The sequence below is a fragment of the Polaromonas sp. P1_F2 genome, assembly GCF_056405735.1.
In genome coordinates this window covers 160,360-183,039 of sequence record NZ_JBFUBN010000004.1, presented here as the reverse complement: position 1 = coordinate 183,039, position 22,680 = coordinate 160,360, and the positions used below count along the sequence as shown (strand labels likewise).

The following is a 22,680-nucleotide window of genomic DNA, read 5'->3' as shown; positions in this document are numbered from 1 at the left end:
GCCATGAACTACGAACAAGCCCGATTCAACATGATTGAACAGCAGATCCGCCCCTGGGAAGTGCTGGACAACCAGATCCTCTCCCTGCTCGCCGTGGTCAAGCGCGAAGACTTCGTGCCGGCGGCCCACAAGGCGCTGGCCTTTGTCGATATGGAAATCCCGCTGCCGCCCCAGGCCAACCCCAGCCAGTGCATGCTGGCCCCCAAGGTCGAAGCCCGCATCCTGCAGGAGCTGGCCGTGCAGAAGCACGAAAAAGTGCTCGAGATCGGCGCCGGCTCCGGTTACATGGCCGCCCTGCTGGCGCACCGCGCCCAGCAGGTGATCACGCTTGAAATCGACCCCGTGCTGGCGCAAACCGCGCGCGACAACCTGCAGCGCGCCGGCCTCTACAACGCCGAAGTGCGCACCGGCGACGGCGCCGCCAAGCTGGCGCAGGCTGTCGCCGGCAACGACCCGCTGCGCGGCCCTTTTGACGTGATCGTGCTGAGCGGTTCCGTCGCCGAGGTGCCGGCTTCGCTGCTGTCCCTGCTCAAGGTCGGCGGCCGCCTGAGCGCCATCGTCGGTTTCGAACCCATGATGCGCGCCACCCTGGTCACGCGCGTGGCCGAAGACGCCTGGCGCACCACCCAGGCCTGGGACACCGTCGCGCCGCGCCTGCTGAACTTCCCCGAACCCTCGGTCTTCAGCTTCTGAAACAACGCCCGAAAGCACCGTTCATGATTCCCCAGCTCAACCCCGCCGATTTCAGTGCCTGGCGCGACAACGCCGGCGCCGGCGCGCCCGCCCTGCCCGTGGTGCTCGACGTGCGCGAGCCCTGGGAGCTGCAGACGGCCTCGGTCAAGGAAGACGGTTTCAGGCTGGTCCACATCCCGATGCGCGAAATACCGCAGCGCCTGGCCGAGCTGCAGGAAGCCGGCGCCGGCCAGCCGATTGCCTGCCTGTGCCACCACGGCATGCGCAGCCTGCAGGTGGCCAACTATCTGATGCAAAGCGGCTTCACCGAAGTCGTCAACCTGCAGGGCGGCATCAATGCCTGGTCGCAGCAGGTGGACCGCTCCGTGCCGCTTTACTGAGCCCCGCCGTTTTTTTCATCCGCCGATTCATCCATTTCTTCAGGACCCTTATGACCACGCCCAAGAAACCGCCGGCCCGCCCGGCGATGTTGCCCTTGTCGATTGCGGCCGCCGTGGCACTGCTGGCCATGGCGCCCCTGGCGCACGCCCAGAGTCTCGTCGAGCTGTATGAGTCGGCCCGCGCCTTCGACGCCTCTTACCAGTCGGCCAAGCTGCAATACGACGCCAACCTCGCCAGGGCCGACCAGGCCAAGGCCGGCATCCTGCCGACGGCGGGCATTTCGGCCGGCGCGTCGCGCACCTCGTTTGAAAACACCGCCCCGGTGATAGACCGCAGCTTCAACACGCAAAACGCCGCGCTCAACCTGTCCCAGCCGCTGTACCGCCCGGCCAACTGGGCCACCTACCAGCAGGCCTCCCGTCAGGTGGAACTGGCCCAGGCCCAGTTGCAGGGCGCCGACCAGGACCTGATCGTGCGCACCAGCCAGGCCTACTTCGACGTGCTGGCCGCGCAGGACACCCTGACCTTTGTGCGCGCCCAGAAAGCCGCGGTGGCCGAGCAGCTGGCGTCGGCCAAGCGCAACTTCGAGGTCGGCACCTCCACCATCACCGACACGCGTGAAGCGCAGGCCCGCTACGACCTGGTGATCGCCCAGGAGCTCGCCGCCGAGAACGACCTGCGCGTCAAAAAAATCGCGCTCGACACCCTGGTCGGCAAGACCGAAACCCAGCCCAAGCCCCTGGCCACCCCCGTCGGCCTGCCGGTCGTGACGCCCGCCGACGTCAACACCTGGGTCGAGCAATCCGAGCTGGTGCATCCCAGCATCCGCCAGGCGCAAAGCAATGTCGAGATCGCCGAACTGGAAGTGAACAAGGCCGAAGCCGGCCACAAGCCTACGCTGGACGCGCAGGCCAGCTACAACGTCACGCGCAACCCCTCGGGCACGGCGACCACCATCCCGCCTTTTGCCTTCCGCACCAACACCACTACCGTCGGCGTGGTGCTCAACGTGCCGCTGTTCGCCGGCTTCGCCACGCAAAACCGCGTGCGCGAAACCCTGTCGCTGCGCGACAAGGCCAAGAGCGACCTCGAAGGCGCGCGGCGCACCGTGGCCCAGGCCACGCGCACCGCCTACTTCGGCGTGCAGTCCGGCCAGGGCCAGGTCAAGGCACTGGAAGCGGCCGAGCTGTCCAGCCAGAGCGCGCTCGACGCCAACCGGCTGGGCTACCAGGTCGGCGTGCGCATCAACATCGACGTGCTCAATTCGCAAAGCCAGCTGTTCCAGACCAAACGCGACCTGGCCAAGGCGCGCTACGACGTGCTGCTCGGCGACCTGAAACTGCGCCAGGCCAACGGCACGCTGACACCCGACGACCTGCTCAAGATCAACGCGCTGCTCGCCCCCTGAATTCGCGGCCCGCTTCACAACACTCCAACAAAGGCCGGTCCGCCGGCCAGAATTTCCATGTTGATGCCCGCACACAATCCCCTGCCCCTGCCGATAGAGGCCGAACGCGTGACCGATGCGCCGGTACATGCTCTAAAAGGCCCCAGCTTCGAGCGGATCGAGGAAACCACCTGGGAAGAACTCAAGCGCGCTGGCCGCACGCAACCGTTCGACAAACCCGTGCTCGTCAAGGGCGGCATCCACCACTGGCCGGCCTGGAAAAAATGGTCGTTTGAATTCCTCGCCGACGTCTGCGCCGGCAAGGGCGCCGAGGTGCCGGTCAAGTTCACCGACGGCCTGGTCGAACAGGGCGTGACCAAGGGCCGCCCCTTTCTTCCGGTCGCGCCCTACCTGCGGGAACTCGGCAAGGCGGCGCAGCGCACGCCGGACCCCATGGCCGGCCTGCTGCCCAAACCGGTGCGGGACGGCTACAAACCCGGCGAGCGCTTTCACCTGAACTGGGCCCACATGCAGTCGTTCAAGCCGACGACCCTGTACCTGGCGCAGTGGGACATCCTCGAGAAATACCCCGAGTTGCGCGAAGACCTGCTCATCAAGAGCCTGTGGCCCGGCCGCATGACCTGGGAATACGTGTTCATGGGCCCGGCCAATACCGTGACCGGCCTGCACAATGATTTCCCGCACAACTGGTTTGTGCAGCTCCAGGGCGTCAAGGAATTCATCCTTTTTTCACCCGACCAGCGCCAGCACATGTGCCCGGCCGCCAAATACGACTGGGGCGCCACGCTCAGCGACATCAACGTCTCGCGCCTGCCCGAGCAAGTCCGCGAACTCGCGTCCTTCGAAAAAGCCCACGGCTACCATGCCCGCGTTGAAGCCGGCGATGCCCTGTTCATTCCCAGGCGCACCTGGCATTCCGTGGTGTCGGTGGAACCGTCGATCAGCCTGGGCATGTTCGGCCTCACGCCCTGGGAAGTCGCCACCGGCGGCGCCTGGGCCACACTGCGCGACTGGGCGCATCACCTGGGCCTCTACGCCCGGGACAACTGCACCTGCCATCAGAAGAGATAGCCCCCACGGTCGCTCACTTCGTGTAGCTTCCTGCCCCCCGAGGGGGCCGCTGCGCCTGCGGCCCGGCAAAGCCGGTTCCGCGGCCCCTGCTGGTGAAGACAAGAACCCCACGGTCGCTCACTTCGTGTAGCTTCCTGCCCCCCGAGGGGGCCGCTGCGCCTGCGGCCCGGCAAAGTCGGTTCCGCGGCCCCTGCTGGATTGGAGCTGCCACTTCAGAACCCGTGTCATGCGGACGCCACATTTGAACGTCCGCCACTTGCCAGGGGATGAAAAAACGGCCCCCCGGTGTTATTGTTGCTGTTGCCACCCAATCTGGCCGTATGCGCGCGGATGCTTCAAGCCGAAGCAGCCGCCGCCAGTTCAGGCGCCTAGCGCGCAGGAGTGCCGACATGACAATCCACTTGAGAGCGCTGTTCTTCTTTTTCGCCGCCGCCTTGCTTTGCGGTTCCCCGGCGAAGGCACAGACCGATTCCACGGAAGTTCCCCGGCACCTGGCTATCGCCCGCGAGCTGGTTGAGAACATAAAGCCCGAAGACAATCAATACGCGCTCAGGGAACGATCCATCAGCTTCCCGGGAGATTTCCTGTCGAACAGGTATGCGATGAGGGCCGACTGCTCCGGTTTCTTGCTGGCGGTTTTTGAGCGGGCCAAATACTCGACGCAATCGAAGATGTCGTTTCTGGAGTGGACACCCAACAGGAAAAAACACACGGCGGAAGATTTCGTTCTCTCCATCGAAAAAGAGGGGGCATTTACGCGCATCACAAAAGTCCAGGATTTAAAGCCCGGAGACGTTCTGGCGCACGCCATGCTGAATGTTGAAGACAAAAAGAAAACCGGGTCGACAGGCCATGTATTTTTAATCAACGGCCACCCGAAACAAGTCGCCCCCAGAAAACCTGTTGTTGAAGAAACCAGGCAATTCGAAGTTTCCATCATCGACTCGAATGAGGCGTATACCGGCGATGACGACAGCAGGTTGAGCGATCCGTCAAACAAGGTCAAAGGGCTGGGCAAAGGAACCATCCGTCTTTACGCCGATACCAATGGCGAACTCGTGGGATGGGCCACCACTTTCAAAACTTCGACCAGGTTCTTTTCTTACAACCCGAGGTTTCCGTCGGAGACCAAGGCCCGAAAAGCGGCCATGGGAAGACCGGTCACGGGAAGCTGACATTCCTGGAACGTCCACGCAAGCTCACTCGCCTGAGGCCTGCGTCGCGGCCCTATCTCGCAGGCGCCGCCAAAAAACCTTCCAGCGCATCCACCGTCTTCGCGGTAGCACCCCGGTTATGGTCGGCAAAAGCCAGCCCCGCCGCCACGGCCGCGGCGCGCGCGTCTGGCCTGTCCATCCACTTGCGAGCGGCGCGCACGCCCTGCTCCATGTCCACCACGCGCTTCGCCGCGCCGGCTTCCACAGCGAGTTCGGCGGCTTCGGTGAAATTGAAGGTGTGGGGGCCCATCACCACCGGGCAGCCGCAGGCGGCCGCCTCGATCAGGTTCTGCCCGCCCAGCGGCGCGAAGCTGCCGCCCAGCAAGGCGACGTCGCTCATCGAAAAATACAGCGCCATCTCGCCGAGCGAGTCACCGAGCCAGACATCGGCTTGCTGCGCAGCATCGGCCGCCGGGCCGCCGGCGGCATCGTCCCAGCCGGAGCGGCGCGATACGCGCAGGCCGTGCTGCAACACCAGTGCCTCGACCTCATTGAAGCGCTGCGGGTGGCGCGGCACCAGCAGCACCTTGAAACGGCTTCCTGTTCCTTCAACCTCCGCGTGCGGCGCCTCCGCCTGGACCTGTGCGCGTTCGGACTGGGCCACGGCACTTATTTCCTTCAAGAAAAGCGCCTCTTCGCCTTCACGCGAGCTGGCGAACATCAGCACCGGCTGCGCCAGCGCGCGGCGCCAGGTCTTGCCCTTTTCCTGTTGGGCATCGTCAGCGGCGGCATCGAACTTCAGGTTGCCAAACACGCCGGCCACCGCCGCGCCGGCCCGGCGAAAGCGGCGCGCGTCCTCGTCCGTCTGCGCATACACCGCCGAGAGAGCGGCATAGGCCGGCAGCGACAGCAGCGACATCCTCAGCGCTTTTTGCAGGGATTTTTCGGACAGCCTGCCGTTGGCCAGCACCAGGGGAATCGCACGCGCTTTCGCGGCCGCCACGAGATTGGGCCAGACCTCGGTTTCCATCAACAGCCCCAGCCGCGGCTTGAAGTGCTCAAGGAAGCGGGCCACCGCGCCCGGGCTGTCCCAGGGCTGCCAGACCTGCACGTCGCCCGGCTGCAGCAGGGCCACGCCCTCGGCGCGCCCGGTGGCGGTGCCGTGCGTGAGCAATATGCGCAGGCCTGGGTGGCGCGCGCGCAGCGCTTTGAGCAGCATGGCGGCGGTACGGGTTTCGCCCAGCGACACGGCATGCACCCAGATGAGCTCGGAGCTGGTTTCAGCCGGCTGAGCATAGCGGCCAAAGCGCTCTTCGATCCCCTCCAGGTAGCCGGGCTCCTGCTTGCCACGGCGTGCCAGCTTGCGGCGCAGCAGCGGCTGCCCGCACCACATCAGCAGCGAATAAAGCGTCAGGGCCAGGGCGCTCATGCGGCGGCCCCGGCCGCGCTGCAGGCCAGCCAGGCCTGCCAGACGTCCTCGACGCCGGGTGCCGGCTGCGCGAACACGCTGAGCTGCCGGCCGCCCCGGGTATCGGGCCCGGTGCGCCAGGCCGTGTCGAAGTTGTAGATCTGCACATGCGGCAGGTCCAGCGCGACGGCGATGTGGCTCACGCCACTGTCCACGCCGATCACGCCTGTGCAGTGCGCGAGCTCTTCGGTCAGTGCATCGAGCGGCAACAGACGCAGCACCACTGCCGAGTCCGGCGAGGTACTGTTGAGCGCCTCGGCAATCGCCAGGCTGGTGCCCTGCTCGGCGGCATTGCCGTGCGGCAATATGACCTGGTAACCCGCCGTGTTCAGGCGCTGGCCCAATGCGACCCAGTGGCTGAGCGGCCATTCCTTGTCGGCGCGCGAGGTGCCGTGGACAAAAGCGATGCGGCCCTTGGGAAATTCGTGGCTGGTTTTTGCGGGCGCCGCGGGCAGCTTCAGGCCAAAGTGCGTGGCGGCCGCAAAGCTGTAGCCCAAGGCGCGCGCCGCCAGTTCGCGCGAACGCCGCACCGCATGGATGTGCGGCTCGACGGCAACCGCCACATCGGCCACCCAGCGCGTGGGCGCCTCGTAACCCGAGCCGTCGGTCTGGTTAGCCAGCGCATAACGTTTGCCGCCGGGCGCCAGCCGGGCCAGCCGCGCCACCAGCGCGGACTTGGTCAGGCCCTGCAGGTCGATGACGGCGTCATACGCCTCCCGCTGCAGCTCGGCCCTGAAAGCGCGCCATTCCTGCCGCGTGGCGGCCGTCCAGAAGGATTTGCGCCAGCGCCGTATCTCGCAGGGAATCACGCGCTGCAGGCCCTCGCAACGCGCCAGCAAGGGGGCAAACGCCTTTTCCACCACCCAGTCAATCTGCGCTTCGGGGAATGCGGCGCGTATGTCCTGCACCACGGGCAGGGTGTGCACCACATCGCCCAGGGACGAGAGCTTGACCAGGAGAATTTTCATTAAAGCGGCGAAAGGCAAAAACGCTGATTTTCACCGCAGAACGCCCCTTGGACGGGGAAAGCCGAAAAAAGGCTAAATGACCGCCCTCAATCCCTCAATGCGCGGCTGCCGCGAGGCTGGCGTCCGGCTTCACGCTGCGCAATAAAGTCAGCATGTCGGCCTCGATGCGCTCCATCGCCGCCTGGGTGTGGCCTTCAAAGCGCAGCACCAGCACCGGCGTGGTGTTGGAGGCGCGTATAAGGCCAAAGCCGTCGGGCCAGTCAACGCGCACGCCATCAATCGTCGAGATTTTTGCGGGCGCCGGAAATTTCGCGAACTTGATCAAGGCTTCCACCACCGTATGCGGCTCGCCTTCCTTGCAGGCCACATTGAGTTCAGGCGTGCTGAAGCTGGTCGGCAAGGCGTTCAGCACAATGCCGGCATCCGGCACGCGGCTCAGGATTTCCAGCAGGCGCGCACCGGCATAGGTGCCGTCGTCAAAACCGTACCAGCGCTCCTTGAAGAAGATATGGCCGCTCATCTCGCCGCCCAGCGGCGAATCGACTTCTTTCATCCTGGCCTTGATCAGCGAATGGCCCGTCTTGTACATCATGGGCACGCCGCCGGCGGCCTCGATCTCGGGCGCCAGGCGCTGCGAGCATTTGACGTCGAACAAAATCGTCGCACCCGGCACGCGCGACAGCACGTCGCGCGCGAACAGCATCATCTGCCGGTCGGGGTAGATGTTCTGGCCGTCCTTGGTGACGATACCCAGGCGATCGCCGTCGCCGTCAAAGGCCAGGCCCAGTTCGGCGTCGCCGCTTTGCAAGGCCTTGATCAGGTCCTGTAGGTTTTCGGGCTTGCTCGGGTCGGGATGGTGGTTGGGAAAGTTGCCGTCCACTTCGCTGAACAGCTCGGTGACTTCGCAGCCCAGCGCGCGAAAGATGGCGGGCGCCGACGCGCCGGCAATGCCGTTGCCGGAATCGACGACGATCTTCATCGGGCGTTCCAGCTTGATGCCCGAGACGATGCGGTCGCGGTAGGCCGTGCCCACGTCGACCTGGCGGATGGTCCCGCCCTGCGCGGGCAGCACCCACTTGTCGCCCTCGATGACGCGGCGCAGCGCCTGAATCTCCTCGCCGTAGATCGCGCGCCCGGCCAGCACCATCTTGAAGCCGTTGTAGTCCTTGGGGTTGTGGCTGCCCGTGACCTGTATGCCGGATCCGGCCAGCGTGCTGGCTGCAAAGTACAGCATGGGCGTGGTCACCATGCCCACGTCGATCACCTCGATGCCCGTGGCGGCCAGGCCGCGCATCAGCGCCGCGCTGAGCGAAGGCCCGCTGAGCCGGCCGTCGCGGCCCACGGCCACGGCTTTTTCGCCCTCCGCCAGCGCCGCCATGCCAAAGGCCTTGCCCAGGGCCTCGGCCATCGCTTCATGGATGGTGGACGGCACGACGCCGCGTATGTCATAGGCCTTGAAGATGGACGGATTGATTTGCATCGGCTGCGGTTCCTGGTTCCTGGATGTACGGGAATGGGCTCAACGATGGATGACGATGGCCCGGAGAAGCGAGTTTCATTGTAGGTGGCGGCCCTGCCGCTTCCTGTAGGCGGCAGCCGTTTCCGGCCAGTCCGTTCAGACTATTGCGGACTTCCCTGGAAGCCGGAAACCCGCCAAAAAGAGGGTCCGCGGCGGGCTCAGGGACATGTCCGAAAACGGCCAGTCGAAACCGGCCAGCGGCGTATCATTTCTTCCATGGACCGCGAAAACACCCCTCTTGTCGACAACGACTGCTACCTCGCCCTGAAGGCGCGGGACGCGCGTTTCGACGGCAGCTTTTTCACCGGCGTGACCTCCACCGGCATCTACTGCCGCCCGGTCTGCAGCGTGAAAACGCCCAAGCGCGAGAACTGCCGTTTCTTCCATCATGCGGCGCAGGCCGAGAACGCCGGCTTCCGCCCCTGCCTGCGCTGCCGGCCCGAGCTGGCGCCGCACTCGGTGGTGTGGTCCATCCAGGACGCTTCCTACATCCTGGCGCACCAGGCGGCCCGGCTGCTCGACGAGCCCGAGGTCTGGGCCGGCGAAGCGCCCTCTGTCGAAAAACTCGCCGCCCGGCTGGGCGTGAGCGACCGCCATGTGCGGCGCATCTTCGAGGCGCAGTTCGGCGTCTCGCCCATGCAGTATTTGCAGACGCACAGGCTGCACACCGCCAAGCAGCTGCTGGCCGACACCAACCTGCCGATCACGCAGATCGCGCTGATCAGCGGCTTTGCCAGTGTGCGCCGCTTCAACGCCGCTTTTGTCGAGCATTACAAGCTCAACCCCACGCAGCTGCGGCGCCAGGGGGCCGCGCGCAGCGGCGAGGTCGGCGAAGGCGCGACCATACGGCTGGGCTACCGCCCGCCCTACGACGTGCAGGCCATGCTGGCCTTCTTCAGCAAGCGCTGCATCAGCGCCATCGAGTTCATCGATACCGAGGCGGACCTGCCCTGCCTGGGCCGGACCCTGGGCATTGAATCCGGCGGCAAGCTGTACACCGGCTGGTTGCTGGCTGGTTTTGAAGAGGATCGTTCGCGCCTGGTGCTGCGCGTGAGCGACTCGCTGCGCGAGGTGCTGCCGCTGGTGATACGCCGCGCGCGCACCACCTTCGATCTGGACGCCGACCCGACCGCCATCAACAGCGTGCTGCACGACGCCTTCCCCGAAGGCGACGGCCTGCGCGTGCCGGGCGCACTCGACGGCTACGAACTCGCGGTGCGCGCCGTGCTGGGCCAGCAGATTACCGTGGCCGCCGCGCGCACCCTGGCGCAGCGCATGGTGGATCGTTTCGGCGAGCCCATCGAAACGCCGTGGCCCAAGCTGACACGCCTCTTCCCCGCGCCGGCCGTGCTGGCCGCCGCCAGCGGCGACGCGCTGGGGCAACTGGGCATCGTCAAACAACGGCAAGCCGCGATCGTGGGCATCGCGCAGGCCGTGGCCGACAAGCGCCTGCAGCTGCACAGCGGCGCCGACGTCAGCGCCACGCTGGCCACGCTGAAAGAATTGCCCGGCATAGGCGACTGGACCGCGCAGTACATCGCCATGCGCGCGCTGCGCTGGCCCGACGCCTTTCCGGCGGGCGACGTGGCGTTGCACAAGGCCCTGGGCGTGCAGGGCCTGAAGAACCCGGCACGGGAAGCCGAACTCGCCTCGGCGGCCTGGAAACCCTGGCGCAGTTACGCGGTGATACGCGCCTGGAGCGGAACGCTGGAGCGCCCCGGCTGACGGCGCGACAGTCATTCATGCGCGGGCGGAATGAATGCGGCGCCTCGATTTCATTGGACGGTACAGCGCCCAGGCGCGAACATCGCCGCTGAATGATCGAGCCAGCCTTTGCCCGCGAAGAGACAAGGACAGCCAAAGCAGCCTGATCAGGACTGGAAAAGACCTGATAAGGCAGACACTCGAAACCATTCAAAAGGTGACCCAGATGAAATTCGACAACTCCATCGTTCAGACAACCTTCCACAGCCCCCTGGGCGAAATGATCATTGCCGCCACCGACAAGGGCCTGGCCGGCACCTGGTTCGCAGGCCAGCGCCACCTGCCGCCGCAGCTCGTGAAACCCTATGTGTGGCGCGAAGACCCGGAGCATCCGGTGCTTAAAAAAACCATCCAGCAACTCACCGAATACTATGCCGGCACGCGCACCGAGTTCGACCTGCCGCTGGACCTGGGCCATGGCACGGCCTTCCAGCAGTCGGTGTGGCAGGCCTTGCTGGCCATCCCGCAAGGCGGCACCCTGAGCTACGGCCAGGTCAGCCAGAACATCGGGAAACCCGCAGCGGTGCGCGCCGTCGGCGCGGCGGTCGGGCGCAACCCGGTCAGCGTCATCGTGCCCTGCCACCGCGTGCTGGGCTCCGATGGTTCGCTCACCGGCTACGCCGGCGGCCTGCACCGCAAGACCGCTTTGCTTAAACTCGAAGGCGCACTACAGGAGAGCATGCTGTGAGTTCCAGTCCTTCCGGTATCGCCGCGCCCCTGGGCGCGGCCGCCACTCAACCCAAAAGCTGGGCCGCCGATTTTGTGATGCTGGCCGCCATCTGGGGCTCGTCCTTTCTGTTCATGCGTATCAGCACGGTGGAGTTCGGCCCACTGCCGACCGCCGCCGTGCGCGTGGGCATCGCCGCGCTGTTCTTGCTGCCCATCGTGTGGCTGCGCGGGCTGCTGCCCGAACTGAAGAAAAGCTGGAAGAAAATTTTCCTCATCGGCATCCTCAACTCGGGCATTCCTTTTGCCTGCTTTTCCTTCGCGCTGCTGTCCATCACCACCGGCCTGTCGGCGATTCTCAACGCCACCGTGCCCATGTTCGGCGCGCTGATCGCCTGGCTGTGGCTCAAGGACAAACCCAATGCCTCGCGCATCCTGGGCCTCATCGTCGGTTTTGCCGGCGTCGCCATGCTGGCCTGGGACAAGGCCACCTTCAAGCCCGACGCCTCGGGCGTGGCGCCCGGCTGGGCCGTGCTGGCCTGCCTGTTTGCCTGCATCTGCTACGGCATCTCGGCCAGCTATACCAAACGCTACCTGACGGGCATGCCGCCGCTGGTGACGGCCGCCGGCAGCCAGATAGGCGCGACCCTGGGCCTGGCCCTGCCCGCCGCCTGGCTGTGGCCCGCGCAGATGCCGGGCGCGCATGCCTGGCTGGCGCTGCTGGCCGTCGGCGTGGTCTGCACCGGGCTGGCCTATATTTTGTTCTTCCGCCTGATCGAAAACGCCGGCCCGCCGCGCGCGCTGTCGGTCACCTTCCTGGTGCCCGTGTTTGCCGTGATCTACGGCGTGCTCTTCCTCGGAGAGCACGTGACGGCCTGGATGGTGATCTGCGCCGTGGTGATTGTGATCGGCACCGCGCTGTCGACCGGGCTGCTCAAGCTGGGCCGCAAAGCTGAACAGCAGAAGGCATGACCTCAGCCCGCAAGACCAAACTCAAGCTGACCGCGCCCAAGCCGCGCAACCCGCTGGTGGCGCCCGCGGCGCAGCGCAAGGCCGGCTCGCACCGCAAGTCTGAAGCGAGCCTGCGCAAGAAGGAAAAGATGGCGCTCAAGAAGCAGCTGGTTCAGCTGTAAATGCAGCGTGACGGCACTGCTGCATTGCAGTGCCGCTGCCGGTCCATTTCGGGGATATATTGGCGGGATTCGATACCCACACACCACGGAGGAAGGCATGAGCGACACCATCTGGGTCCGCAGAAAGTCCAGGGTCGGCACCGATGATTCAGGCGACGACTACGACCATTCGCTTTTTTGCAAGGCCTCTGAAGCACTCGATGAACTCGCCAAAAGCCTGGGCGTGCGTGTGCTGTCGGACTTCATCGACACCACCGACATGCAGTACAACTTTTCCGAGGAAAAGCTCCCCGAGTCGTGGATCGCCGAGAACGAAAAGTGGTTTGCACCTGCGGATGCCTTGCCTTCGCTCACAAAGATCGTCGAGCGTTTGAAATCGGGCGAAGTCAAAGGCATCAAGGAAAAGCTGCGCCCCGGGCTCATTGAGGAGCTTGAAGACTGCCTGGCCAAAGTATCCGAGGCAGAGAAAGAGGCGGACCAGTTCCACTTTTGTCTCGTGATGTGAGGCCTGCTCAGGAGAACCCATGTTTGACCACGTCAAATTCGGCGTCAGCGACTATGCAGTGAGCAAAGCCTTCTTCCTCAAGGCACTTGAGCCGCTTGGCGTGACTGTTGCCTCGGAGGGGACGCCGGCCTACGGCGTCGAGCTGAGTAGCCCAAAGGCCAAGGCTTCTTTATGCCTGTTCCAGACCGGGGAGAAGCCGGCGCATCTTCACCTGGCATTCATGGCCGAGAATCGCCGGCAAGTCGACGCTTTCTATCGCGCGGCCCTGGAGGCGGGCGGCAAAGACAATGGCGCGCCCGGCCTGCGCCCGCATTACCACGCGAACTACTATGCGGCTTTTGTCATTGGTCCGGACGGGCACAACATCGAGGTGGTCTGCCACGAACCTGAGGCCTGAACACCGGGCACATGCTACTTGCATATCCAACAAGCACTTGCGAGCACACGTAGAGAAACCAGAGCCCTAGAAATGCAGCGACAGCGATTACGAAGAGGCACCCGGTGGCCTCTGAAGCGGAAAAACTCTGCTTGTTGAGTTTCACGTCAAAGTGACCCGCTTTTTTCACAGCAGCCTGACCCTATCTCAACCCCGAAATGTGAATGTCCTGCCTTGTGCAAAGGGGCTTCACCAATGGCTCAGCGTTCGATGGAAAAACGGATCAAACAAGCGCGGAAATCCACAGCCTGCCCTGAAGCGTCTGTGATCTTGGTGAGCTCACCTGTCGCCGCCGGTATCGGGGTGGTGCCGCCGTCGTATTCAAAGACGCTGTCAGTGCCGGTGGCGTAGTGGGCGCGGGTCAGGCGGTCGATGTTGTCGTAGGTGTACTGGGTGAGCTTTCCCCTGGCATCGGTTTTGGTGAGGACGTTGCCTTTGGCGTCGTAGGTGTACTGGCTGGCGCCTGTGTCGGGGCTGGTCTGGGCGGCGACATCACCCAGGCCATTGGGGCTGTAAGTGGTATTGAGGTTGCGCGGGTCGGTGATCTGGGTCAGGCCGTCGGCGGCGTTGTAGGCAAAGCTGGTGGTCGTGGGCGTGGCACTGCCGGTGTTGGCCGGCTGCTGGGTCTGGATGGGCCGGCCCAGGCTGTCGTAGTAGGTGTAGCTGGCCAGGCCATTGGGATCCAGCACCGTGGTGGGCCTGCCCATGGCGTCGTAGCTCCAGCGGCACGCTGAGCGCAGGCACGCAGGAGGTCAATGCCAATAAGCGCCATCCCTACGCCGAAGCTGGCCACTTGGCTAATCGGAAACAATGACGCACTTTAAGGAAAACCGACACGACTACTCATCGAGACTTTTTGTTTCCCCATTAATTTCCGCATAGTAGCCTCTCTCGATATCAACCTGCGTCTTTCCGGCTTCATCAATTGAGACCCAAAGTCTCGCGTCTCCCACGCGCAGCCACCACTGCCGCTCTTCCATATGTTCTATGTGAAACCAATCATCTAAAACAAGTTCGTCAAAGACCCCCTTGTTTTCGATCTCGACTGCATCCGAACCACTGCTGGAAAGAATTCGCCAGCGTGTACCTGCGCCGTTATTGGAAGGGGATCTGATATCGCTCATCGACTTCTCCTATTTCAAAGCTTCAGCTAGTATGCGCGCAACGGATGTCGCGCTCGTGCCAACGCGTCCAGAAACGTTGATAGCGAGTTGACCAAATCCTTCCCCAATTTGCCGTCCGCGATCAGCGGTCAGAACTCGAGCGCCAACGCTTTCAGCAAACTGACGAATGACGGGGTCCTTAATTCCGCTTTGGCCGAATATTTCTACTACCGTTCTTACGTTGTAGCCTTGAGCGCGCAACGCTTCAGCCAACCCCTTTGCTGACAAGTTCTCGTCAAGGATGATTGGCACACCTTTACTGGCGAACCCTGCCTTCTGCAAAGAAAGTCGCGACAACGTGCTTGCTAGGTTGCTAGCAGCCGTTGTCTTTGCAACATTTACTTCGCATTGTTGCACTGCCATTCCTGTCGCACGACTCAATCCAAAGCTCATGGCGGTCACTACTTGCTCACCCAGCATGGTACCTAGACCCACGGCGGCCGCACCATAATTGCCATTTTCAATCGCAGTTATCGCGTTGTCGTAAGCAACTTGGCCGGGTACCACGGCCCTGAGTAACCAGTGACTTTCATAGAGACCACTTGGATCGCTTGCCCCCAACGGGTTACCCGAAACATAGCTGAAGGTATTGATGCCACCAGTCAATCCGATGGGATCGGACTGCATATACCGCCCAATGCGCGGGTTGTACTCGCGGTTCCAATTCTGGAACAGCCCGCTCTCGACATCAAACACCTGACCGGGCAGGCGCTGGTTAAAGCTAAAGATCCCCAGACCGCTTGGATTTTGGTCCGGCGCCGTGGCCCCAAAAGCTTCGGCCGAATCCCAGCGCCAGGCGACGGCTTCATCACTCTGGCGGGTAATGATGCGCGGCGCACCGAGCTGGTCCGTTGAGACGTTGTACAGGTTGATCGTGATGTCGCTCGCCGCTGCCGTTCCCGTCTGCTTGATCACCCCAACCGGAAGACCCATATAAATGGTTTCGTAAACAGGAACTCCGTTGGCGTCGTATTCACCAAGCAGCTTTCCCGATTCGTCATAGACGTAGTAGCTTGCGCCTGTTGACACCAAGACCGTTGGGCCAGTCTTGCTAACCCGCATCTCCAACGCGTTATAGCTGTAGGTAACCGTGCCTCCGGCATTCGTCATGGTTGCCAATCGGCCTCGATCGCTATAGGTATAGGTATTGGTCCCATCACTCGTGATATTGCCCGCCGCGTCATGCACCACCGTCGCCGTGCCCCCCACATCCTGGGTCTGGGTCAGCTTGTTGCTGGTGGCCGAGATGGTGTTGGGGTAGCTGGTTCCGCTAACGACCTTGGCCGTTCGGTTGCCCGTGGCGTCGTAGCTGTACTGGATCGCGGTGCTACCCAGGGTAGCGCTGATCAGGCGATTCAGGTTGTCGTAGCCAAAATTCTGGTCCAGCGCGGGAACGGCAACGCCGCTGCTCACATGCGTGTAGCCCGTGATACGCCCCGCGCTATCGCGAACGATAGTGCGGCGAACGCCGGTGCTCGTGGAGTCGCCCAGGTTGTAAGCGCTGATCTGGCCATTGGCGTCGTAGCTAATCGCCTGAGTCTTGGTACTGGCCCAGGTCCAGCCCGTGATTTTGCTTTCGGCATTGCGGGTGATGGTGCCCAGCATTGGCAGAGTACTGCCGGTGTTGGTACCCACGCCATTGGCGTTCGGCGGGTTGACGGTGATACCTGAAACATCGCCATAGACGTCATAGCTGTAATTAACCCGGGTTCCACTCGGATAGGTGATGGCCGTCAGCTTACCCAGCGCGCCCCCACTTCCGCTGCGACCCCAGGCATAGCCGACGGTGAAGGCTTTGCCGTTGGTGGTCTGGGTTTTGGAGATCCTGCGGCCCAGGCTGTCGTAGCTGTAAACGGCCTGCCCTGAAGCGTCTGTGATCTTGGTGAGCTCACCTGTCGCCGCCGGTATCGGGGTGGTGCCGCCGTCGTATTCAAAGACGCTGTCAGTGCCGGTGGCGTAGTGGGCGCGGGTCAGGCGGTCGATGTTGTCGTAGGTGTACTGGGTGAGCTTGCCCCTGGCATCGGTTTTGGTGAGGACGTTGCCTTTGGCGTCGTAGGTGTACTGGCTGGCCCCGGTGTCCGGGCTGGTCTGCGCGGTGACGTCGCCCAGGCCGTTGGGACTGTAAGTGGTATTGAGGTTGCGCGGGTCGGTGATCTGGGTCAGGCCGTCGGCGGCGTTGTAGGCAAAGCTGGTGGTCGTGGGCGTGGCACTGCCGGTGTTGGCCGGCTGCTGGGTCTGGATGGGCCGGCCCAGGCTGTCGTAGTAGGTGTAGCTGGCCAGGCCATTGGGATCCAGCACGGTGGTGGGCCTGCCCATGGCGTCGTAGCCGAATTGCCAGGTCATAGGGCCAGGCGAGGCGGCGTTGATGACGACGCTGATGCCGGTCGAGGTTGACGGGTCGTTGTTCGTGTCGCCTGCGTAGTCGGCGCTCAGGGTATGGCTGCCCAGGGCCAGGGCGCTGGTGCTCAGGCTGGCGACATCGGCTGTCACGGCGCTGCTGCCAATGGTGGCGCCGCCATCCTTGAAGGTGACGGTGCCGGTCGGGCTGGCGCCTGTGATGGTGGCCGTCAGCGTGATGCTCTGGCCGACCGGGGCTGTGCCGGCGCTGCTGCCCAGCGTTGTGGTGCTAGGCGTGGCCGCAATGGCCGTTGCCATGGTCGCCAGCAGGACCAGGCCGGCCAGCCAGGCGGTGAAGGTTTTGCTGGCGCGCTTTGTTTGGGGTGTTTTCAATTGCTCGCTCCCGTGACTTGTTGCACGCGGTTCAGGGCGTCGTAGACGCGCGTGATGTTTCTCTGCAGGTTGCCTGAGGGGTCCTTGACCTGCTCGCCGGTCTTGTTGCCGGTGTTGTCCAGGGTGTAGGTCACCGAGTTGCCCTTGGCGTCTGTCACGCTGGTCAAGCGGTGCGCGGCGTCATAGCCATAGCCCAGCGTTGTTCCGTCAGGCAGGCTCGCCGCGGTGAGCTGGCCTGCGCTGTCATAGGTGTAGCTTGTGGTGGTGCCTGTGTCATCGGGTGGCGTCACTGTCACGCTGCTGATCCAGCCGCGTGGGGTGTAGGCCGTGTCGGTGACCACGCCCTTGGGATCGACCATCTGGAGTACGCGCCCCATTGCGTCGTACTGGGTGAACTGGGTCACGTGGCCTGCTGCGTTAGTGATACTTTGCAGGTCGCCCGCGGTATGGCCGACCGAATTTGGGTCAATGATCAGACCGCTACCTGGAAATGCCTGTGCTGGCGGCGTGAAGTTGGCCGTGTAGCGGGCCACGCCTTTGGTGACGCGCACCTCATCGACGTAGCCGTTGAATCCCGTATCAGGCCCCGTGCCTTGGCCGCCAATCACATGTGTGTATCCGCCGTCATAAAGAGCCGTGGTGCCCAAGGCGCTTGTCATCACTGTCCCAATACCATCGGCATACAGGGTCACTGTGCCGCCCGACCTGACAACTGCCACGTGCGTCCACGCACCGACCGGTATGGGAATACCCGTAGAAAATGCCCAGGCATCCCAACTTGTGCCGGTTGACGTCCCGTAACTCCACAGGTTTCCATTTGCAGCAAGCCCAAGATGCACATCTGATATTTGATGGCCATCCGGATTCCAAAACCGCGATGTGTTGGGATTGCTTGAGAGTTTGTAAATCCACATCTCAATGGTGAAGTCTGCTGCCCCCATGGAAAGCGACGGGTGGGATGGCACGTACACATAGTCCCGCACGCCATCAAAGTGCAGCGAAGAGCCACCAAACCTGCTTTGTGCGACCGCAATGGTCGTATCACCTACAACCATCACCGGTTTTGAAAGAAAACTGCTATCTGCGACAGCTGTCGACCCATTGGCGCCATCTCCGTGCAGCAGCAAACTGACCTTGTCAAAACTCGGGTCCCCACTGAAGGTGAAATTGGTGCCGGGATAGTAGGCATAGCTGGTAGTGCGATTGTTCGCATCGGTGTTGCTGAGGATGCGGCCGGAGGCATCGTAGGTGAATGTTGTGGTATGTGCCGGGACCGCTGGGTCAATAGCTCCACTGCTTAAGGTAGCTTGCTCGACCTGCTTGCACACCAGAGGCATGGCCTTGCCATTAGGCAAGGCGGGTGCCGTCGTGCAGTTAGCCACGATGTTGCTGTTGAATGGATCGGGCTGGCCGTGGTAGACCCTGCTGGTACTCAACAGGGGTTGGCTCACTTTAATGGGCAGGCGCCAGTCCGGGTGCCAGGTCGTTTCAGTCTTGCGGCTTCCGGCCGGCAGCGTGGAGCCGCCGGGCAAGACACTGGCGCAGGTCACGGTGGTGGCCAAGCCCTCGACCCGCACGGTCTCCCGATTGCTGCCGTCATAGGCGTAGCAGCTGCGCTGGCCGCTGAAGTCGTCGGTAGAGGTCAAGTTGCCGCTGGCATCAAAGGTGGAGGCATTGTTGGAAGCCCCGTTACCGGAGCCTGCCGGTTGCGAGAAACCCGTCGGCAGCGGATAGCCCAGCACGTTGCTGCTGCTGGCGTTGATGGTTTCCCCATTCGGCCGGGTCAGTTGTACGCCCGCAGGAGCCTGCCATTCATGTGTTCGGGTGGTGAGCTGGGTCGCTGGATCGTAAGTTTGCGTCGCGATCACCTGCGGCGGTGTGCCATAGCTCACAGAGAATTTATCAACACCGCCGGCATGCTCGGTCGACAAGGCTCGGCCGGCAGCGTCATAGGTAAATGTTGAATAGCGTATGCCGCGCTCGTCAACCACACCGGTGAGCGCCCAAGGCAAGGAAGGATTTTCATAAACGAACTGCCGGACCTTGGTGTCCGGCCACGTCAGCTGCGCTAGGTTGCCGTTGCTGTCAAAGTCGGTTCGCGTCGTGCGTCCCGTGGAATCGATCACGCTGGAAATCACACCTTCGGTGGCGGCTACCCCGCCGGCAGGCAAGGCATAGGTAAAACTCAGACTGCGGCCATTGTTGTCGGTAACTTTCTGCAGATAGCCGGCCGCAGGTGCCGTTGTGCTCACTGCGCTGCTATAGCTGAAGCTCAGCGTGTTGCCGGTCGTATCCGTCCAACTGGTGAGCTGGCCCGCGGCGTTGTAGGTCTCAATAGTGCGCGACTTGGCATCGACATAACGATAGCCGCCGGAGATGGCCGTGAACGTTCCATTGACATCCGCATCGGCGACGTAGGCACCGCCTGAATAACGAAAGCTGACCGTATGGCCGTTTCCGCGGTACAAGATCGCTCCCATGCCGCCGGTTCCCAGCACCAGGTTGCGGTGCAGGCTGCTTTCCCACAGGCCACCAAGCGCTGGCATGTTGCCGAAAGTCTTGGCGGTCTTGCCCGCGGCGATCGCCGCCGCCTGCTTGGCGCTGTCATAGGTAAAGACCAGCGGCTGGCCTCCCACGCTCATGCCGGTGACGACGGGCTCCACCTTGCCGCCAACCAGGGGGTAGATGGGATTGCCTTCACACCAGGGGCAGCTTGAAGCTTTGGTAGCATGAAGAATGTCGACGGTCGTGCCGCCCACGCCTCCTGGAGTGCATCCATTGCCATAGGCGTTTTGCAGGTAATCGGCGTGGCAGGTGCAGGTAGAGCCGGTCAGCGTCGTATGGGCGGGATCTGGACAACTATAGACAGGAGCCGACGGAGCAACGCCGGTCTGTGTGCCAGCCCCGCGATGATTGGTCATAAAGAAGACACCTTGAGCGTCATAGCCGTCATCAAGACAGTCATCACCAACAAGACGCGGGTTACGCTGTGTATACCCCTGAACAAACGGCGAATGTGAATTACCGATGGTGTACATAGCGGCAGCGGCCACACACGCAGCTAGCCTCGTGGACTGTTCGCCTGTCGTCAAGAACGTATTGTCATAAGCGCTGTAGTCATACCTGTACGTAAAGCATGGAGCCACGGTGCAGACCTTGGGATCAGCCGTTGCCGGAAAAGAAGCAAAGGCATTTGTGCCGGACAGGCAACCGAACAGCACGATGGCACGGACAGCGGCCAGGCACAACAGCGCGAGAGGTTTCATGATTGCCTTTGTATTTTTTGACGCCTCGCATGGGAGGCATTGAAGAGACAGCCTGGCGCTGTCATCCATGGAGGGTGGCGGCTGAAGATTTGCCGCCGTGAACGAACGCAGTCGCCCCACCCGCGCCAAGTCCGGCGCAAGCCATTGAAACAAGCTCATAGATCCCTCGTTGATTCTTCTTGTTGCGCTTTATGCGTTTTCGCCAAGCGAATGTGCACGCAGTCTAGAGAGAGGGCCCAGGCTTGTCATCCTCCATCTGCAGTAAAAATCCCTAAGTGTGCGTATAGACAACAAAATCTCTGCTTCGAGATTTTCGTCTTAGTCATCTCACATACTTTTAGTAGAAGTCATCCAGCGCAAGATCGCGCGCGATGTAATCCAAATGGCGTACTTATCTGAACCCGAGATCCTTTGTGGATCACCTCGACGAATGGTCAACCGGGTTTACTGCAACGCCCCCGCCACCACATTGATGCTGAGCGCCAGGATCAGCATATTGAAGCCGAAGGACAGCACGCTGTGTACCAGCGTAAGCCGGCGCATCTCGCGCGAGGTGACCTGCACGTCGGAGACCTGCGAGGTCATGCCGACCACGTGGGCGTAGTACAGAAAGTCGAAATAGTCCGGGTCCAGCCCGCCGGGGAAACACAGGCCGGGGCCGTCGGGTTCGTTGAGTTTTTCTTCGTGGTAATAGCGGTGCGCGTACCGGAAGGCATAAATCGTCTGCATGAACAGCCAGGAGGCCGCCAGTGCCGCGACGGCGAGCACGATGTGCAGCGTGCGCTCCATGCCCGAGAGGTTTTTGGCCTGCTGCATCATCAGCGTGATGGCCGCGACGCAGGCCATGGTGGCCAGCAGCATCAGCAAAAACAGCACCACACTGGGTTCGTCCTGGGCCTGCGCGCGTTCGCGTGTGCGTTTGGCGTCAAAGCGCACGCACAGCCACCAGGCCAACCCGAGGTAAACGCCGACGCCGGCGCACCAGCCCAGCAGGCCGCAGAACTGCCAGCCCAGGGGCAGCGGCAAGGCGGCCACAATCAATCCCGTGACCAGGCCCAGGGTGAGCCGCTGCGGGCCTGTGGTTTCGGAGAAGTGTTTGCGCATGGCGCATTGTGGGGCCGGTGGCACCCCGGCTTCAAGCCCGCCTTTCTTTCAAGGCGGGCTTGAAGCACCCATGGTGCGCCGGTACCACTCGTGGAAATGCTGCATGCCGTCTTCCAGCGGCGACTGGTAGGGCCCGGTGTCTGAGGTGCCGCGCGCCAGCAGCGCGCGCCGGCCCGCGTCCATGCGTTCGCCGATCTCATCGTCTTCTCTGGCGGTTTCCATGTAGGCGGCGCGGTGCGCTTCAATGAACTCACGCTCGAAGGCGGCGATCTCTTCGGGGTAATAAAACTCCACCACGTTGACCGTGTCCTGTGGCCCTTTGGGGTAGAGCGTGGACAGCACCAGCACGTGCGGATAAAGCTCGATCATGTGGGTGGGAAAGTAGGTGACCCAGACCGCGCCGAAATCGGGCGGCGTGCCGGTGCGATATTGCAGCAGGCGGTCGTGCCAGGCGCTGTAGATGTCGGAGCCCGGCGCGTTGAGCGCTTCGTGCACACCGACGCGCTGCATGCTGTACCAGTCGGCGAAGTCCCAGCTCAGGTCGTCGCAGCTCACGAAGCTGCCCAGGCCAGGGTGGAAAGGCGCGACGTGGTAGTCCTCGAGGTAAACCTCGATGAAGGTCTTCCAGTTGTAGTTGCACTGGTGCACTTCCACGTGGTCTAGCACGTAGTCCGAAAAATCGAACTCCGGCCTTTCGAACAAGGGCGCCATGTCGCGCGCCGGGTCGCGCGGGCCTTCGAACAGCAAGCCGTGGCAGTTCTGTAGGGGGAAGCGCTGCAGGTTCTTGCAGGGCTTTTGCTCGAACTGCGGCGCGCCCAGCAGCTCGCCGCTGCTGTTGTAGGTCCAGCGGTGCAAGGGGCAGACGATGTTCCCACCGGCCGCCGCCAGGTTGCCCTTGGGGTTGGCCGGCCCGCTGACGTTGCCGGTCTCGCCGCCCAGGATCAGCGCCTGCCGGTGCCGGCAGACGTTGGACAGCAGCTCCACGCCCTGGGGGTTGCGCACCAGCACGCGCCCTCCCCCTTCCTGCGCGAGCCGGTGCCAGTCGCCGACCTGGGGCACGGCTTTTTCATGGCCGAGGTAGCGGGCGGACTGCTTGAAGATCAAGGCCTGTTCACGCGCGAACAAGGCCTCGTCGAAGTAGGCGCTGACGGGCAGTTGCGGGTCGGCCGGCATGAGATGCACCAGGCGTGCGATATCGTTCATGGAACTCTCCAGGGCGTGGCGAGGCACACCGGCCTTGACAAAGGCAGG

20 protein-coding genes are annotated in these 22,680 nt (G+C 63.0%); 11 read left to right on the top strand and 9 right to left on the bottom strand.

The genetic code is table 11. From position 1 onward, the window contains the following. Positions 1 to 3: 3 nt before the first annotated feature. From AC1D0O_RS10495 to AC1D0O_RS10475, 5 genes are all read left to right on the top strand, one after another. The gene (locus tag AC1D0O_RS10495) at positions 4 to 693 is read left to right on the top strand and encodes a protein-L-isoaspartate O-methyltransferase family protein (RefSeq protein WP_477653466.1); all 690 of its coding nucleotides are present in this window, start codon (positions 4 to 6) and stop codon (positions 691 to 693) included. A 23-nt stretch (positions 694 to 716) separates the two neighbouring features. After that, positions 717 to 1,073 (top strand): rhodanese-like domain-containing protein, encoded by a 357-nt coding sequence (locus AC1D0O_RS10490; RefSeq protein ID WP_477653465.1) that lies wholly within the window; start codon positions 717 to 719, stop codon positions 1,071 to 1,073. Positions 1,074 to 1,123: 50 nt separating this feature from the next. Continuing rightward, positions 1,124 to 2,482: a TolC family outer membrane protein gene (locus AC1D0O_RS10485; protein ID WP_477653464.1), complete on the top strand. Its 1,359-nt coding sequence runs from the start codon at positions 1,124 to 1,126 to the stop codon at positions 2,480 to 2,482. 57 nt (positions 2,483 to 2,539) lie between these two features. Beyond that, positions 2,540 to 3,553 carry a cupin-like domain-containing protein gene (locus tag AC1D0O_RS10480; protein WP_477653463.1) on the top strand — a complete coding sequence of 338 codons (1,014 nt, stop codon included), beginning with the start codon at positions 2,540 to 2,542 and terminating at the stop codon, positions 3,551 to 3,553. A 389-nt stretch (positions 3,554 to 3,942) separates the two neighbouring features. Next, the gene (locus AC1D0O_RS10475) at positions 3,943 to 4,728 is read left to right on the top strand and encodes a hypothetical protein (RefSeq protein WP_477653462.1); all 786 of its coding nucleotides are present in this window, start codon (positions 3,943 to 3,945) and stop codon (positions 4,726 to 4,728) included. 52 nt (positions 4,729 to 4,780) lie between these two features. On the opposite strand, the gene AC1D0O_RS10470 is transcribed toward AC1D0O_RS10475, so the two are convergent. The 3 genes from AC1D0O_RS10470 to AC1D0O_RS10460 all read right to left on the bottom strand — a co-directional run bounded on the left by AC1D0O_RS10470 (position 4,781) and on the right by AC1D0O_RS10460 (position 8,623). Next, on the bottom strand, positions 4,781 to 6,136 hold the full coding sequence (locus AC1D0O_RS10470; protein ID WP_477653461.1) for a 3-deoxy-D-manno-octulosonic acid transferase: 1,356 nt from the start codon (positions 6,134 to 6,136) through the stop codon (positions 4,781 to 4,783). After that, positions 6,133 to 7,143: a lipopolysaccharide heptosyltransferase I gene (waaC, locus tag AC1D0O_RS10465; RefSeq protein WP_477653460.1), complete on the bottom strand. Its 1,011-nt coding sequence runs from the start codon at positions 7,141 to 7,143 to the stop codon at positions 6,133 to 6,135. The genes AC1D0O_RS10470 and waaC overlap by 4 nt, the downstream gene beginning before the upstream one ends. A 94-nt stretch (positions 7,144 to 7,237) precedes the next feature. After that, on the bottom strand, positions 7,238 to 8,623 hold the full coding sequence (locus tag AC1D0O_RS10460; RefSeq protein ID WP_477653459.1) for a phosphomannomutase/phosphoglucomutase: 1,386 nt from the start codon (positions 8,621 to 8,623) through the stop codon (positions 7,238 to 7,240). 255 nt (positions 8,624 to 8,878) lie between these two features. On the opposite strand from AC1D0O_RS10460, the gene AC1D0O_RS10455 reads away from it, so the two are divergent. The 6 genes from AC1D0O_RS10455 (at position 8,879) to AC1D0O_RS10430 (ending at position 13,127) form a co-directional block, all read left to right on the top strand. After that, a complete protein-coding gene (locus tag AC1D0O_RS10455; protein ID WP_477653458.1) occupies positions 8,879 to 10,387 on the top strand; it encodes a DNA-3-methyladenine glycosylase 2 family protein in 1,509 nt (502 codons plus the stop codon). A gap of 205 nt (positions 10,388 to 10,592) precedes the next feature. After that, complete coding sequence (locus tag AC1D0O_RS10450; RefSeq protein WP_477653457.1) at positions 10,593 to 11,114, top strand: methylated-DNA--[protein]-cysteine S-methyltransferase; 522 nt, start codon at positions 10,593 to 10,595, stop codon at positions 11,112 to 11,114. After that, on the top strand, positions 11,111 to 12,064 hold the full coding sequence (locus AC1D0O_RS10445; protein WP_477653456.1) for a DMT family transporter: 954 nt from the start codon (positions 11,111 to 11,113) through the stop codon (positions 12,062 to 12,064). The genes AC1D0O_RS10450 and AC1D0O_RS10445 overlap by 4 nt, the downstream gene beginning before the upstream one ends. Continuing rightward, complete coding sequence (locus tag AC1D0O_RS10440; protein ID WP_477653455.1) at positions 12,061 to 12,225, top strand: hypothetical protein; 165 nt, start codon at positions 12,061 to 12,063, stop codon at positions 12,223 to 12,225. Before AC1D0O_RS10445 ends, AC1D0O_RS10440 begins: the two co-directional genes overlap by 4 nt. A 97-nt stretch (positions 12,226 to 12,322) precedes the next feature. After that, positions 12,323 to 12,730 carry a hypothetical protein gene (locus AC1D0O_RS10435; protein ID WP_477653454.1) on the top strand — a complete coding sequence of 136 codons (408 nt, stop codon included), beginning with the start codon at positions 12,323 to 12,325 and terminating at the stop codon, positions 12,728 to 12,730. Positions 12,731 to 12,749: 19 nt separating this feature from the next. Continuing rightward, entirely contained in the window at positions 12,750 to 13,127 is a 378-nt protein-coding gene (locus AC1D0O_RS10430; protein WP_477653453.1) for a VOC family protein, read from the top strand. Between the two features lie 239 nt (positions 13,128 to 13,366). On the opposite strand, the gene AC1D0O_RS10425 is transcribed toward AC1D0O_RS10430, so the two are convergent. The 6 genes from AC1D0O_RS10425 to AC1D0O_RS10400 form a co-directional block, all read right to left on the bottom strand. Next, positions 13,367 to 13,873, bottom strand: coding sequence for a hypothetical protein (locus tag AC1D0O_RS10425; RefSeq protein WP_477653452.1), 507 nt, complete (start codon positions 13,871 to 13,873; stop codon positions 13,367 to 13,369). Positions 13,874 to 14,005: 132 nt separating this feature from the next. Then, a complete protein-coding gene (locus tag AC1D0O_RS10420; RefSeq protein ID WP_477653451.1) occupies positions 14,006 to 14,290 on the bottom strand; it encodes a hypothetical protein in 285 nt (94 codons plus the stop codon). Between the two features lie 9 nt (positions 14,291 to 14,299). Next, positions 14,300 to 17,059 (bottom strand): DUF5615 family PIN-like protein, encoded by a 2,760-nt coding sequence (locus AC1D0O_RS10415; RefSeq protein ID WP_477653450.1) that lies wholly within the window; start codon positions 17,057 to 17,059, stop codon positions 14,300 to 14,302. Next, complete coding sequence (locus AC1D0O_RS10410; protein WP_477653449.1) at positions 17,056 to 20,325, bottom strand: LamG-like jellyroll fold domain-containing protein; 3,270 nt, start codon at positions 20,323 to 20,325, stop codon at positions 17,056 to 17,058. The genes AC1D0O_RS10415 and AC1D0O_RS10410 overlap by 4 nt, the downstream gene beginning before the upstream one ends. 444 nt (positions 20,326 to 20,769) lie before the next feature. Beyond that, positions 20,770 to 21,429: a DUF1345 domain-containing protein gene (locus tag AC1D0O_RS10405; protein WP_477653448.1), complete on the bottom strand. Its 660-nt coding sequence runs from the start codon at positions 21,427 to 21,429 to the stop codon at positions 20,770 to 20,772. 48 nt (positions 21,430 to 21,477) lie between these two features. Next, complete coding sequence (locus tag AC1D0O_RS10400) at positions 21,478 to 22,632, bottom strand: aromatic ring-hydroxylating oxygenase subunit alpha (RefSeq protein ID WP_477653447.1); 1,155 nt, start codon at positions 22,630 to 22,632, stop codon at positions 21,478 to 21,480. Positions 22,633 to 22,680: the final 48 nt, after the last annotated feature.